Origin of the sequence: Maribacter sp. 1_2014MBL_MicDiv (genome assembly GCF_001865655.1) — a bacterium.
Classification (GTDB): Bacteria; Bacteroidota; Bacteroidia; order Flavobacteriales; family Flavobacteriaceae; genus Maribacter; species Maribacter dokdonensis.
Map to the genome: position 1 here is coordinate 3143283 of NZ_CP011318.1, position 12936 is coordinate 3156218.

A 12936-nucleotide genomic window follows, 5' to 3' on the forward strand; every position below is an offset into this window, starting at 1 on the left:
CAATAATGGAAGAAGGAATTTACGCCAAGTTCAATACAAGTAAAGGCGAAATACTAGTTAAGTTAACTTATGATAAAACACCTGGTACCGTAGGTAATTTTGTTGCTTTGGCAGAAGGTGATAAAGAAAATAGTGCTAAAGCTAAAGGTGAGCCATACTACAACGGTTTAAAATTTCATAGGGTTATTCCGGATTTTATGATTCAGGGTGGTTGTCCTCAAGGTACCGGTACAGGTGATGCAGGATATAAATTTGATGATGAGTTCCATCCCGAATTAAAACATGACACTCCAGGGGTTCTTTCTATGGCTAATGCAGGTCCTGGAACCAATGGAAGCCAGTTTTTTATTACACATGTGCCAACACCTTGGTTAGATAACAAGCATACTGTATTTGGTCATGTAGCAGCTGGACAAGAAGTAGTGGATGCAATTGCTCAAAATGATGTAATTGAATCTTTAGAAATTGTTAGGGTAGGTGATGAAGCTGAAAAGTGGAATGCATTAAAGGCCTTTGAAGATTTCAATGCATCTGGTGAAGCAAGATTGGCGGCAGAAAAGGCAAAGCAAGAAGCTGAACTAGATAAGGTTGCGGCAGGTTTTGAATCTACGGCATCTGGTCTTCGTTATAAAATGATTCAGAAAGGTGATGGCGCCAAAGCGGTAAAAGGAGAAAAAGTGTCTGTACATTATGAAGGATCACTATTAAACGGTCAAGTTTTTGATTCTTCTTATAAGCGTAATTCCCCAATTGATTTTCAATTAGGAATTGGTCAAGTAATACCAGGCTGGGATGAGGGTATCTCCTTATTACAAGTGGGTGATAAGGCACGATTTGTTATTCCTTCAGACTTGGCATATGGTTCTGCCGGTGCAGGTGGGGTAATACCTCCTAATGCTACATTGATTTTTGATGTAGAGTTAATGAAGGTAGGTTAATTACCTAAGCCTTAAAAAATAATGAAACACCTATAATTTTTAATTATGGGTGTTTTTTTTGTTCTAGTAATCTACTTTTTTCTAGTAACGAAACTACCTAAAAGTAAAATGATGTTAATAATCATCAGAACTAAAAATACGGTCAAAAATGTGGTCATAAATACATGTATAAGGTAGGGGAACCAGACTTGTTTATTCAATAGATATGTATTTACCTAAAAGGTTGCGTAGGATCTAAAAAAAAAAGAATAAAAAAAACCCGAACTAATAAGTTCGGGTTTCATACTATAAAAAAGTTAAATCGTTACCTAGTCAATTACTTTCACATTAACGGCGTTTAATCCTTTTTTACCTTGTTGTAGTTCAAATTCCACAACATCACCTTCTCGAACTTCATCGATTAAGCCAGAAATGTGTACAAAATGATCTTCGTTTGAACCATCTTCAGTGATAAATCCGTAACCTTTGGAGTCATTGAAGAATTTTACTGTTCCTTTACTCATAATAGAAAAATTAAATATTAATTAAAGTGCGAAGATAGTTTTTTTTTGTTTAACTACTTAAATTCTTACAGGTTATCTTAAGGTTAATAATTGACGTCTAATGTATTGAGAATGAACTTGTTTTTATGCCTATGCAGTAGGGTCTGGAGTCATTCTTAAATAGGGTTTGATCTCTGTTACTCCCTTTGAAAATATATCTTTTGCATCGGCAGTACTTATAGCTGGACTTACAACTACCTCTTTACCTTGTTCCCAGTTTGCTGGTGTTGCTACCTTGTGATATGCTGTTAGTTGCAATGAATCTATTACCCTTAGAAGTTCATAAAAGTTACGACCAGTTGATGCTGGGTAGGTCAACGTTAATTTTACGGTCTTGTCCGGTGCAATGATGAATACAGAACGTACGGTAAGATTGTTATCCGCATTTGGGTGGATCATATCATATAGATCAGAAACTTTTTTGTCCTCATCTGCAATTATTGGGAAATTCACCACAGTGTTCTGTACTTCGTTAATGTCTTTGATCCATTCTGCATGAGATGCAGCACCATCAACACTAAGCGCGATCATTTTAACGTTCCTTTTGTCGAATTCATCTTTGAATTTAGCAGCAGTGCCTAATTCGGTAGTACAAACTGGGGTGAAATCTGCAGGGTGAGAAAATAATATACCCCAACTGTCACCAAGGTAGTCATATAAATTAATTGTTCCCATAGAACTATCTGCCGTGAAATTTGGAGCTTTATCGCCTAAACGTATTGTTGCCATAATGGTATATTTTTAGATGTTTAAATTTATCCTATAAAATTAGTAGATTAAATGTCCGTGACTAAAGTTTTCGGGTTAAAAGTCTATTAAAATTTTTACTTTTAGGGTATGGAAGAACTTGATAAATTAAAATACCCCATCGGGCGCTTTGAGTGTCCGGAGAACATCACAAATGAAGATTTAAGTAAATGGATAGAGGTATTGGAAACCTTACCAAAACGTCTGTCTGCACTAGTAGATAATTTTTCTGAAACACAATTGGATACTCCCTACCGAGAAGGGGGGTGGACAGTTCGTCAAGTAGTACACCATATGGCAGATAGTCATCATCATAGCTACACACGTTTTAAATGGGCCTTAACGGAGAACAGACCTTTGATCAAAGTATATCAGGAAAAGGAATGGAGTAATTTGATCGATGCCAGAACTGCCCCTATTTCTTTATCTCTTTCTTATTTAACGGTCCTTCACGCTAAATTGGTGTACCTGTTAAAGAGGTTAACACCTGAAGATATGGACAATAGCTATATTCATCCAGATGGTAATGTAAATGTATCTGTAGCGGAGAATATTGGAAAATATGCTTGGCATAGTAACCATCACTTTGCGCATATTAAAAGTTTAGCCGACAGAATGGGGTGGTAGCGGATTAAATCATCTTTTTTAGAAGAAACATTGGCTTTTCTTCCTCTATGACATTTTTGAAGGGTACCCTGCTTTCAGCAACGATGTCAAAATCATTCTTAAGATAGAATGGTAAGGCAGGTCCCTTCTGCATTGATTCCAAAAAGATTGCTTTTTTAGAAAGTTTTTTGGCTATGCTTTCAACAAACTTAAGGCTTTTGTTACCTGCACCTTTACCGGCAAATTCTTTAAGAATATAAATTTTATCTAGGTAAAGCACATCTTTAGCTTCTAAACCTTTAATGTTTTTATGAAAAGTAATCTTTAAAAGACCTACGTAATCTATACCTGATTTTATTAAATATAGAGCGCTATTTTTATTGTTGTCTTCCTCTTCTAAAATTGTTTTGGTAAAACTATGTTCAATGTAGGTGGTGGTATCTCCATTTGGCCATAAGTGTCTATAGTGTTGATTGTAAGAGGTTATACCTGTTTTTATATAAATATCATGCAATGCAGGGGTCAACTCTTGAAATGTTATATCGATATTCATCAACGGTATAGATGTATAAGATTAAGCTTGTCCTATTTCCATTTAATATTACAGCCTATACTTGGCTTTTGAATAGCACTTATTTCTTTTCCGTGAATGAGATTTTCCATTGCATTTCTCAAATCAATGCCGGTTAGTGGTGAGCCATTACCTGGTCTAGAGTCGTCTAACTGACCTCTATAGACCAATTTTAATTCATTGTCAAAAAGAAAAAAATCTGGAGTACAGGCGGCATCGTAAGCTTTTGCCACTGTCTGATCTTCGTCATAAAGATATGGAAAGGTATAATTTTCAGCTTTAGCCTTAATTCGCATAAAGTGAGGCGCATCCTCTGGATATTTTTCAACATCATTACTAGAAATGGCAATAAATTGAATACCCTTGCTTTGGAACTCTTTAGCCATTTTAACTATTTCAGGGTTTACATGGATAACAAATGGGCAATGATTACAAATAAACATGATTAGAGTGCCAACTTCACCGTTCATGGAATGAAGGTTCATGGTTTTTTCGCTAACCGTGTCCATTAAACTAAATTCTGGCGCTACGGTTCCCAATGCCAACATATTACTTTCTGTTCTTGCCATACCAACTAAAAATTTAATGTACTAAGTTAACAAATTAATGGAGCTTGTATTTACTTTATATAATTCATAATCCTTAAAATTTTAATATCATGGAAAAGTCATATGTATCATTATCTGTTGCAATAGAAGCTTTACAGGCTGAAGGTTATACAGAAGATTTTAATCTGTGCGATGCAGGTATAGAAAATAAAAGTAAAAAGAAAATTCATAAAGCTACTGAGCTAGATGTGGTGAAATTTTATCGTTTTGAGGGTATGAGTAATCCAGATGATAATACTATATTGTATGTGATTGAAACCAGTACTGGTGAAAAAGGGTTATTGGTAGATGCTTACGGTATGTATGCAGGTAATGTGCCCAAAGATTTAATTGAAAAACTTAGACTTACTTAATGGAAACAACAATCTCGTGGGAAGATTTTAGTAAAATTGATTTGCGAACTGGAACTGTAACGGCGGTCTATGATTTTCCGGAAGCTAGAAACCCGTCTTTCAAATTAGACATTGATTTTGGACCTGAAATAGGGGTTAAAAAAACATCGGCTCAAGTTACCGAAAAATATGATAAGGAAGATATCGTAGGACTTCAGGTTATAGCTGTTGTCAACTTTCCAAAAAAGCAAATAGCTAATTTTATGAGCGAATGTCTTATATTGGGAGCTGTAGAGAACAGTTCGGTAGTGTTGCTGCAACCTCAAATGACAGTACCTAACGGATTGAAAATTTCCTAAATTTTTGACTGAGAATATTTTAGATAGCATACATATTAACTTTGATTCAGGCTCACTTTGGGTAATGAACATTGTTCTAGGTTTGGTCATGTTCGGTGTTGCTTTAGAAATATCCGTATCAGATTTTAAACCTTTATGGTTAAGGCCAAAAGCTTTAATTGCTGGGTTGATCAGTCAGTTTTTAGTATTGCCGGCAATAACCTTCTTGTTGGTCCTGGCAATAGAACCTTTGTCCAGTATAGCTTTAGGTATGTTTATGGTGGCAGCATGCCCAGGTGGTAATATTTCTAATTTTATATCATATCTATCTAATGCCAATACGGCTTTATCTGTAAGTTTAACGGCTATGGCTACTATGTTTGCCATAATTATGACTCCGCTTAACTTTCATTTTTGGTCCATGTTATATGAGCCAAGTTCAAGTCTGATTAATGAAATTTCTATTTCATCTATAGAAATGTTCAAATTGGTCTTTTTATTGTTGGGCTTGCCCCTTGCACTGGGTATGTTAATCAATTACAAAATGCCTGAATTAGCATTGAAAATCGCAAAAAAGTTAAAGATTGTTTCCTTGGTGTTTTTTATAGGTTTGGTTTTCATTGCGCTTTATAACAATAGGATTATTTTTATGGATTATATTCTATATGTATTTTGGATAGTTCTAGCCCATAATCTATTGGCTTTTACAACAGGTTATGGTATAGGTAAACTTTTTAAACTACCTGTGGATAGTATACGTTCTATAACTATAGAAACGGGAATTCAAAACTCTGGTCTAGGACTTTTACTGATATTTACTTTTTTTGACGGTCTAGGTGGTATGGCACTTCTTGCTGCTTTTTGGGGTATTTGGCATATAGTCTCAGGTTTAATATTAGCCGCTTTCTGGAATAGAAAATCGGTTGCTAAAGAAACTATAGCTTGAACGGATTTATTTATTCAATGGTAAAGTCGGTGATTAAAACTGGACTCTATGAATGTCATAAAAAAATAGTGGTATCCGGGTTGGAGCATATCCCTAAGGATAAGCCGGTGATGTTTTTGCCCAATCATCAAAGTGCATTGATTGATGTATTATTAATTGCTACCGACTGTAATCGAAAACCATACTTTTTAACGCGTTCCGATGTGTTTAAGGGTAAACTGTTAAAGGGTATTTTCTCATATTTTCAAATGCTGCCTATTTATAGAATGCGAGACGGTAGAGATACGCTTTCTAACAACGATGCTATTTTCAACTCTTGTGCCGATATTTTGAGTAGAGGAGAGGCACTGCTCTTGTTTCCGGAAGCAAATCATAATTTACGACGAAGGGTGAGACCTTTAAGTAAAGGCTTTACAAGAATACTTATAAGAACTTTTGAGCTATACCCAGATGTTGATATCATGCTAATTCCTGTAGGATTGAATTATAAACATGCCGATCAGTTTCCTGATCAAGTGGCTATCAATTATGGTAAGGCAATATCTGCCAAAAGCATGTACGTTGCCAATGATTTAAATATGACCAGCCGAAATTTTAAAAATGCAGTTTCTTTACAATTGAGACAATTGACAACCCATATACCAATAGATCAAGATTATGATACTATGGTAAATCTTCTTAATACAAAAAATGTGGACTTTTTAAATCCTACAGAGGTCAACAATAAAATTAGGCATTATACGAATGAAGTTTTCAATTCAAGCGATTTAACCAATGCAGCTAAAGGGAGATCGGTGTTAAGAAGTGTTTTTAACATATTAAATTTTCCGATGATTATAATGTGGCACAAATGGTTAATGCCAAAGGTTCCGGAGAAGGAATTTATGGGTACGTTCAGGTTTGCATTTATCTTGTTAGTATACCCACTTTACCTTTTATTGTTATTTGTAGGGTTGTCTATGGTACTTTCTATTAAAGTGGCGTTAACGGCTTTGGTTGTTTTGGTATTATTGAATTTATGGTTCGTTAAAAAAGGGCTAAACTGAATTTTATAGTTATAAACTAAAAACGGCCCTTATACATAAGGGCCGTTTTGTTTTTTAAGGGTTGTTTTACCTAGATATCTTCAAAACTTACATCTGTAAAGCTAGAAGTGTTGGTAGCTGTCTTTTCTACGGGCTCTTCTATTTCTTCCTTTTTGAAATCTTTTTGGTGTCTTTCAGAAATTACTTCAGACCCTTTTTCGTTGATTATAAAATCCATCATCTCTTCAACGTTCTCTTTAAAAGCGTCAAAGTCTTCTTTGTATAAATATATTTTATGTTTTTTGTAATGGAATGAACCATCGTCATGCGTAAATTTCTTACTTTCTGTAATCGTTAAATAATAATCCCCAGCCTTTGTACTTCTTACATCGAAAAAGTAAGTTCTTCTACCTGCGCGTAAAACTTTGGAGTGAATTTCTTCTTGATCTGATAAATCTCTTTCGCTCATTTCTAATGTTTAGTGTCGTTATACTATCAAAAATGAAAAAAAAAACGCTATCCGACAACAATTTTCTAACTTTCTTTCTCTGAGAGCTGTTTGTGGTAGAGGTCTTTATAATAGCCTTCTTGTGAATTTAATTCATGATGTGTGCCCTCTTGAATAAGTCTTCCGTCATCTAAAACCAAAATTTTATCCGCGTTTTTGGCAGAAGAAACTCTATGACTTACAATTAATGTAGTTCTATTCTTAGATGCTTTTTTCAGGTTATTCAATATTTCTTCTTCCGTTTCCGTATCTACGGCAGACAAGCAATCATCAAATAAATAAATCTGAGGTTTTTTAATTAAGGCCCTGGCAATTGAAACTCTTTGTTTTTGTCCGCCACTTAATGTTATACCTCTTTCTCCTAAGATAGTATCATATTTTTTAGAGAAACCCATTATGTTTTCATGTACCACGGCATCTTTTGCTATGTCAATGATTTCCTCGTCTGTAGCATTCTCCTTACCAAATTTAATGTTGTTCTTAATGCTATCTGAAAATAGGAATGCGTCTTGGGGTACGGCACCAATAGATTCTCGTAAATTGGTAAGGTCTACATTTTTAATAGGTTCGTCGTCTATTAATATCTCTCCAGAAGATGTGTCATATAAGCGGGCTACCAAATCAAGTATGGTAGATTTTCCAGAACCGGTTTTACCAATAATAGCTGTGGTTTCACCCTCGTTAATGGTGAACGACAGGTCTTTTATGGCATTAATATTGGTATCTTGGTATGTGAAATCAACATTTTTAAATTCAATTTTGCCTTTGACCGTAAGGGTGTTGGCAGGATTATTTTTTATTTCTGACTCTTGGTTTAGAAATTCATTTATCCTCTTTTGACTTGCGGCTGCCCTTTGCACTATTGAAGTTAACCAACCAACAATGGCCACTGGCCAAGTAAGCATATTTACGTATAAAATAAATTCGGCAATTAGTCCTACTTCAATTTCGCCGGCCAAGTATTGTTTACCTCCTATATAAATGACCAAAATGTTACTAATACCTATTAAAAGTATCATTAATGGAAAAAACCATGCATTCACTTTAGCAAGACTTACACTTTTCTCTTTGCCTTCAATGGCAAGTTTAGTAAGATCACTATTGGTCTGCGGCTCTAATGCGTAGGCTTTTATAACGGAAACTCCTGAAAAAATTTCTTGTGTAAAGGTAGATAAGGTAGAAAGGTATTGTTGTACAATGGTACTTCGCTTATGAATTACTTTACTTATTTGATAAATTAGGACCGAAAGAAAAGGTAACGGCAATAGTGTATATGCGGCTAAAGTGGGCGCTTTTATAAACATTAACGGAATCAGACAAGCAAACAATGTTAAGGTCTGTATGCCGTACATAATTGCTGGACCTGCATACATACGTACTTCATTAACATCTTCACTGATCCTGTTCATTAAATCGCCTGTTCTATTTTTCTTATAAAAATTGAGACTTAGCTTTTGGTAATGATAAAAAATTTCGTTTTTAAGATCATACTCAATATATCTAGAAATGTTAATGATCAATTGGCGCATTAAAAAAGTGAAGAAACCAGATAGTATTGCAGCACCTACGATAATTAGAATATATTCCATTAATAGTTCCTGTGCGGTAGATTTTTCAATTTCCGTTTTAATATACTGTTCAACTACCGTAATAGAGTTGTTCACGTAAGAAGGCATGATCAATTGAAAAAGCCTGGCTATAATGGTTATGATTATTCCGAGAAAAAGCTTAAACCAGTATTTTTTAAAGTATTTATTTAGGTGTTTAAGTTCTTTCATACAATGCTAAAAAAAGAAGATTATCGTTTTCTTTGGCCAAAGATAGTTTTTTGACCTAAAACCATATGTTATAAATAAGCTAAGATAAATACGATTGCTGTTGTGACCCTTTAAATAGATACTTACCTTTGCGGCTTTAAATATCAATTTATTAAAAAAGTTCTTTAAAATGCTTACAAGAAGGCACATTAGAGTTAAGGTAATGCAGAGCATATATGCGCTCGTTCAATCAAAAGATGATTCATTACAGAGACAAGAGAAGTTTTTAAAAGTAAGCATAGAGAATACCTATACGCTCTACTTGTTATGGTTAAGTCTTTTTGTAGAAATACAAAAAAGGGCGGCAGAACAAATTTCTCTTTCCGCAAAAAAATATATTAGTGACGGTAAGCAGGAATTTCCAAATCCTAAGAAGTTTGTTCAGAACAGATTATTGGTGCAAATTCTTGAGAACAAAACACTTGAGGAAGAAATTTCAAATAGGAAATTAGATAATTGGTACCTTAATGAAGAGTACGTTAAGCTTATTTATAAAGATATTATAGAGAGCGAAACGTATAAGGAATACATGTCTACACCAGAAAGCGATTATGCTGCGGACAAAGAATTGATATTGACCTTGTTCAAAAATATCATTGCCCCCAACGAAAAAATATATGATTACTTCGAAGATGATAAGTTAACTTGGGTAGATGACATTCCTATTGTTAATACGTTTTTGTTAAAACATTTGAAGAAGGTAAAACAAGTTCATCCTGATTCATACTTTTTACCGAGTCTTTTAAAGGATGATGAAGACATGACCTACGCTATGCAGTTATTGTCTAGAACGTTGTTGAAAAATGATGCATTGGAAAAAGAGATAGATGGTAAAACACCAAACTGGGATAAAGATCGTATTGCAGGCATAGATAGCATACTTCTGAAAATGGCAATTTGTGAATTGTTACATTTCCCTTCAATCCCGGAAAGAGTAACCATTAATGAGTATTTGGAGATTGCCAAAGAATACTCGACTCCAAAAAGTAGCATTTTCATAAACGGAATACTAGATAAGCTTACTAAAGAATACAAATCTGAAGGAAAGCTTAACAAAATGGGTAGGGGTCTATTATAAAAATATTTTATAATTTTACAGTTAATTGATAAATCTAATATAGTATGAAAAAAATAGTTCTAATTGTTGGTCTTGTATCAATGGTAGCTTTTACTTCTTGCAAAGACAATGCTTCAAGTAAAATTAAAACAGATAATGTAGCGGAAGCAGCGGTAAGAGATGAAGCAGCTAAAGCGGTACCGGTAATGTCTTTTGAGAAATCAGAGCATGATTTTGGTACAATTGAACAAGGTGCGGCACAGGAAACAGTTTTTAAATTTACTAATACAGGTAACGCTCCATTAATTATTACAGATGCTAAAAGTAGCTGTGGTTGTACAGTTCCTAATCCTCCAAAGGATCCTATTGCACCAGGTGAGACAGGGGAGTTAAAAGTGAACTTTAACGGATCTGGTCAAAACCAGGTTACTAAGACTATTACCGTTACGGCTAACACTGAAAAAGGTTCTGAGCTTTTGAGAATAAAGGCTTTTGTTAATCCAAAAGGAGCAGCTCCATTAGGACCTGTTAAATAATTATAAATTACAGATATACCAAAGATGGGTGATATAGGGCAGTTTCTTCCGATGATTTTGATTTTTGTGGTCGCATATTTTTTTATGATCAGACCTCAAATGAAAAGACAAAAGGATGAAAAGAAATTTTCGGCAGAGTTAAAACGTGGTGATCGTGTTATTACCAAAAGCGGCCTGCACGGAAAAGTAGTGGATTTAAATGATAAGGACTTCTCTTGTGTTTTGGAAACAATGGCCGGGAAGTTAAAATTTGATAGGTCTGCCATATCCATGGAAATGAGCAATAAATTAAATGCTCCAGAAAAAAAATAATAATTTCTGAATTCATATAAAAAACACCGATGGAAACATCGGTGTTTTTTTTTGCCTAAATGTGGTATATTTAATTACACTTAAAACAACAACAACATGCTACACAACAGAAGAAATTTTATTAGAAAAGGCACCGCAGGATTGGTAATGACAGGAGCATCATTTATGTTCCCTATGGAGATGTTATCAATGATGCGTAAGAAGGTGGGCGCCAACGACACTATCAATGTTGGTTTGGTAGGCTGTAAGGGTATGGGTTTCTCTGACTTAAGCTCTTTTTTGAAAATGAGTGATATTAATGTCATAGCATTGTGTGATGTAGATGAAAATGTATTAAGGGAAAGAACAGCTGATCTTGAAAAGGCGGGAATCAAAAAACCAAAATGGTATAGTGATTATAGAAAGTTATATGAGAATAAAGATATAGATGTCGTTATTATTGGTACGCCAGATCATTGGCATTGCCTGCAATTAACAGATGCATTACAAGCAGGTAAAGATGTTTATTGTGAGAAGCCAATTGCTAATTCTGTTGAAGAAGCCAATATTATGTTGGACTTTGTGGAGTCTAGGGATAGAATGGTGCAAATAGGCCAATGGCAGCGTAGTCAACCACATTTTGTAGATGCCATTAAATATGTGCATTCTGGTGCGTTAGGAGAAATACGCTTGGCAAAAGCATGGGCATACCAAGGTTGGATGAAACCTGTTCCCGTAGTAGCCGATGCTCCAGTTCCTGAGGGGGTAGATTATAAAATGTGGTTGGGTCCGGCTCCCGATAGGGCTTTTAATAAAAATAGATTTCATTTCGATTTTAGGTGGTTTTGGGATTATGCCGGTGGTTTAATGACAGATTGGGGCGTACATCTTATGGATTATGCGTTGTATGGTATGAAAGCCGGTACACCAAAATCTGTGATGGCCTTGGGCGGTAAATTTGCTTATCCCACGGATGCCTCTGAAACTCCAGATACTTTACAAACGGTATATGAATATGACGGCTTCTCTATTCTTTGGGAGCATGCCACGGGCATTGACGGTGGTAACTATGGAAGAAATCATGGAATAGCGTTTATTGGTAATAACGGTACACTGGTTGTTGATAGAGGTGGCTGGGAAGTAATACCGGAAACTGAATTTCAGGGCTGGGGTAAAGATGGTATTCCTAAGCTAGAAGCGGTTTCACATACCAAAGGTGAATTCAATGGGTTGGATCTGCATACCCAGAATTTCATAGAAGCGGTAAAAAGTAGGGATAACGCTATACTAAATGCACCAATTAAAGTAGGTTATGATGCCGCTTTGGTTTCACATATGGGTAATGTAGCGTTTAAAACCGGTAATAGAATTTACTGGGATCCAATGGCCGGTAAATTTAAAAATGAAGAAGCAAACCAGTTTTTAAAGGCTAACTATCATAATGGTTGGAACCTACCTAAATTATAAAAGGAACTATCTACGGTATTTATCATTAAGGCCTATGCCATGTAATATCAACGGAACTATCTTTTCTAATCTAGATAGTTTCGTTTTTTCTTGTTTTGCAGTTGCAATATATTCGGCGTAATCCTTTTGTTTGGAATAGGTTAATTTGTTAAAGGAAGTCTTTAAGTCATCATTATGTTCAATGGCAATAGCTAGGTGGGTAGGAAGTATAATTTTTGTTTTGGGCTTTCTTTCCACTTTTAATGCCAGTCCCTTTTTTTGATTTACTATAGCTTCTTGAATGTACGCTGTTATAACGTTATGATCAATTTCAGACGTAGAAGAAAACTTCCAATGCCTCATGGCCTTGGTTTTTCCTTCTTGCGCATTTTCCAATACTTTGTGTGGGTCCTTTAAAAACACGCCGTTAAAGAACCATATGCCAAAATGCGACTTAAATTTACAAATGGCAATAACATTTTTGTCTTGTGTTGTATACGTAGGGAAGCTCCACTTATATGTTTCTTTTAATTTACAACCTAAAGCAAGCTTTCTTAAAATAGCTACACCAGTTTTATATTGGTGTTCTTCATTGTAGAAATTATCTATTTTTTCTTGCCTGTCCATA

General features: G+C 35.0%; 17 protein-coding genes. 10 read left to right on the top strand and 7 right to left on the bottom strand.

Going from position 1 to position 12936, the window contains the following annotated elements; genetic code table 11:
* The first annotated feature begins 5 nt into the window (after positions 1-5).
* Positions 6-938 (top strand): peptidylprolyl isomerase, encoded by a 933-nt coding sequence (locus tag YQ22_RS13255; protein ID WP_071341565.1) that lies wholly within the window; start codon positions 6-8, stop codon positions 936-938.
* Positions 939-1246: 308 nt separating this feature from the next.
* Here YQ22_RS13255 and YQ22_RS13260 read toward each other — a convergent pair whose 3' ends face one another.
* On the bottom strand, positions 1247-1441 hold the full coding sequence (locus YQ22_RS13260; protein ID WP_027064347.1) for a cold-shock protein: 195 nt from the start codon (positions 1439-1441) through the stop codon (positions 1247-1249).
* A 129-nt stretch (positions 1442-1570) separates the two neighbouring features.
* Entirely contained in the window at positions 1571-2209 is a 639-nt protein-coding gene (locus YQ22_RS13265) for a peroxiredoxin (protein WP_071341566.1), read from the bottom strand.
* Positions 2210-2317: 108 nt separating this feature from the next.
* On the opposite strand from YQ22_RS13265, the gene YQ22_RS13270 reads away from it, so the two are divergent.
* On the top strand, positions 2318-2854 hold the full coding sequence (locus YQ22_RS13270) for a YfiT family bacillithiol transferase (protein WP_071341567.1): 537 nt from the start codon (positions 2318-2320) through the stop codon (positions 2852-2854).
* A 4-nt stretch (positions 2855-2858) separates the two neighbouring features.
* On the opposite strand, the gene YQ22_RS13275 is transcribed toward YQ22_RS13270, so the two are convergent.
* Both YQ22_RS13275 and YQ22_RS13280 read right to left on the bottom strand, forming a co-directional pair.
* Positions 2859-3386, bottom strand: a complete 528-nt coding sequence (locus tag YQ22_RS13275) for a GNAT family N-acetyltransferase (RefSeq protein WP_071341568.1) — start codon at positions 3384-3386, stop codon at positions 2859-2861.
* A 32-nt stretch (positions 3387-3418) separates the two neighbouring features.
* Positions 3419-3973 carry a thioredoxin family protein gene (locus tag YQ22_RS13280; RefSeq protein ID WP_071341569.1) on the bottom strand — a complete coding sequence of 185 codons (555 nt, stop codon included), beginning with the start codon at positions 3971-3973 and terminating at the stop codon, positions 3419-3421.
* An 89-nt stretch (positions 3974-4062) separates the two neighbouring features.
* Between YQ22_RS13280 and YQ22_RS13285 the strand changes: the two genes are divergently transcribed.
* From YQ22_RS13285 to YQ22_RS13300, 4 genes are read left to right on the top strand one after another with little or no spacing between them, the layout of a single operon-like run.
* Complete coding sequence (locus tag YQ22_RS13285; protein WP_058103563.1) at positions 4063-4365, top strand: hypothetical protein; 303 nt, start codon at positions 4063-4065, stop codon at positions 4363-4365.
* The gene (locus YQ22_RS13290; protein WP_071341570.1) at positions 4365-4703 is read left to right on the top strand and encodes a tRNA-binding protein; all 339 of its coding nucleotides are present in this window, start codon (positions 4365-4367) and stop codon (positions 4701-4703) included. Before YQ22_RS13285 ends, YQ22_RS13290 begins: the two co-directional genes overlap by 1 nt.
* A 4-nt stretch (positions 4704-4707) precedes the next feature.
* The gene (locus YQ22_RS13295) at positions 4708-5628 is read left to right on the top strand and encodes a bile acid:sodium symporter family protein (RefSeq protein ID WP_071341571.1); all 921 of its coding nucleotides are present in this window, start codon (positions 4708-4710) and stop codon (positions 5626-5628) included.
* Positions 5625-6674: a lysophospholipid acyltransferase family protein gene (locus YQ22_RS13300; protein WP_156894575.1), complete on the top strand. Its 1050-nt coding sequence runs from the start codon at positions 5625-5627 to the stop codon at positions 6672-6674. The genes YQ22_RS13295 and YQ22_RS13300 overlap by 4 nt, the downstream gene beginning before the upstream one ends.
* A gap of 70 nt (positions 6675-6744) precedes the next feature.
* Here the strand turns inward: YQ22_RS13300 and YQ22_RS13305 are convergent, their stop codons facing one another.
* Together YQ22_RS13305 and YQ22_RS13310 are read right to left on the bottom strand one after the other, a co-directional pair.
* The gene (locus YQ22_RS13305; RefSeq protein WP_071341573.1) at positions 6745-7122 is read right to left on the bottom strand and encodes a PUR family DNA/RNA-binding protein; all 378 of its coding nucleotides are present in this window, start codon (positions 7120-7122) and stop codon (positions 6745-6747) included.
* 65 nt (positions 7123-7187) lie between these two features.
* On the bottom strand, positions 7188-8939 hold the full coding sequence (locus YQ22_RS13310; RefSeq protein ID WP_071341574.1) for an ABC transporter ATP-binding protein: 1752 nt from the start codon (positions 8937-8939) through the stop codon (positions 7188-7190).
* Between the two features lie 169 nt (positions 8940-9108).
* On the opposite strand from YQ22_RS13310, the gene nusB reads away from it, so the two are divergent.
* From nusB to YQ22_RS13330, 4 genes are all read left to right on the top strand, one after another.
* On the top strand, positions 9109-10056 hold the full coding sequence (nusB, locus tag YQ22_RS13315) for a transcription antitermination factor NusB (protein WP_071341575.1): 948 nt from the start codon (positions 9109-9111) through the stop codon (positions 10054-10056).
* 44 nt (positions 10057-10100) lie between these two features.
* A complete protein-coding gene (locus tag YQ22_RS13320) occupies positions 10101-10571 on the top strand; it encodes a DUF1573 domain-containing protein (protein ID WP_071341576.1) in 471 nt (156 codons plus the stop codon).
* Between the two features lie 24 nt (positions 10572-10595).
* A complete protein-coding gene (gene yajC, locus YQ22_RS13325; protein WP_058103555.1) occupies positions 10596-10883 on the top strand; it encodes a preprotein translocase subunit YajC in 288 nt (95 codons plus the stop codon).
* A 96-nt stretch (positions 10884-10979) separates the two neighbouring features.
* The gene (locus YQ22_RS13330) at positions 10980-12329 is read left to right on the top strand and encodes a Gfo/Idh/MocA family protein (RefSeq protein ID WP_071341577.1); all 1350 of its coding nucleotides are present in this window, start codon (positions 10980-10982) and stop codon (positions 12327-12329) included.
* A 6-nt stretch (positions 12330-12335) separates the two neighbouring features.
* Here YQ22_RS13330 and YQ22_RS13335 read toward each other — a convergent pair whose 3' ends face one another.
* A complete protein-coding gene (locus YQ22_RS13335; RefSeq protein WP_071341578.1) occupies positions 12336-12935 on the bottom strand; it encodes a YdeI/OmpD-associated family protein in 600 nt (199 codons plus the stop codon).
* Position 12936: the final 1 nt, after the last annotated feature.

What these genes read in the sequence shown, in the direction of transcription:
- YQ22_RS13255 (WP_071341565.1), top strand. Translation starts at nt 6, where the DNA reads ATGGAAGAAGGAATTTACGCCAAGTTCAATACAAGTAAAGGCGAAATA.
- YQ22_RS13260 (WP_027064347.1), bottom strand. Translation starts at nt 1,441, where the DNA reads ATGAGTAAAGGAACAGTAAAATTCTTCAATGACTCCAAAGGTTACGGA.
- YQ22_RS13265 (WP_071341566.1), bottom strand. Translation starts at nt 2,209, where the DNA reads ATGGCAACAATACGTTTAGGCGATAAAGCTCCAAATTTCACGGCAGAT.
- YQ22_RS13270 (WP_071341567.1), top strand. Translation starts at nt 2,318, where the DNA reads ATGGAAGAACTTGATAAATTAAAATACCCCATCGGGCGCTTTGAGTGT.
- YQ22_RS13275 (WP_071341568.1), bottom strand. Translation starts at nt 3,386, where the DNA reads ATGAATATCGATATAACATTTCAAGAGTTGACCCCTGCATTGCATGAT.
- YQ22_RS13280 (WP_071341569.1), bottom strand. Translation starts at nt 3,973, where the DNA reads ATGGCAAGAACAGAAAGTAATATGTTGGCATTGGGAACCGTAGCGCCA.
- YQ22_RS13285 (WP_058103563.1), top strand. Translation starts at nt 4,063, where the DNA reads ATGGAAAAGTCATATGTATCATTATCTGTTGCAATAGAAGCTTTACAG.
- YQ22_RS13290 (WP_071341570.1), top strand. Translation starts at nt 4,365, where the DNA reads ATGGAAACAACAATCTCGTGGGAAGATTTTAGTAAAATTGATTTGCGA.
- YQ22_RS13305 (WP_071341573.1), bottom strand. Translation starts at nt 7,122, where the DNA reads ATGAGCGAAAGAGATTTATCAGATCAAGAAGAAATTCACTCCAAAGTT.
- YQ22_RS13310 (WP_071341574.1), bottom strand. Translation starts at nt 8,939, where the DNA reads ATGAAAGAACTTAAACACCTAAATAAATACTTTAAAAAATACTGGTTT.
- nusB (WP_071341575.1), top strand. Translation starts at nt 9,109, where the DNA reads ATGCTTACAAGAAGGCACATTAGAGTTAAGGTAATGCAGAGCATATAT.
- YQ22_RS13320 (WP_071341576.1), top strand. Translation starts at nt 10,101, where the DNA reads ATGAAAAAAATAGTTCTAATTGTTGGTCTTGTATCAATGGTAGCTTTT.
- yajC (WP_058103555.1), top strand. Translation starts at nt 10,596, where the DNA reads ATGGGTGATATAGGGCAGTTTCTTCCGATGATTTTGATTTTTGTGGTC.
- YQ22_RS13330 (WP_071341577.1), top strand. Translation starts at nt 10,980, where the DNA reads ATGCTACACAACAGAAGAAATTTTATTAGAAAAGGCACCGCAGGATTG.
- YQ22_RS13335 (WP_071341578.1), bottom strand. Translation starts at nt 12,935, where the DNA reads ATGGACAGGCAAGAAAAAATAGATAATTTCTACAATGAAGAACACCAA.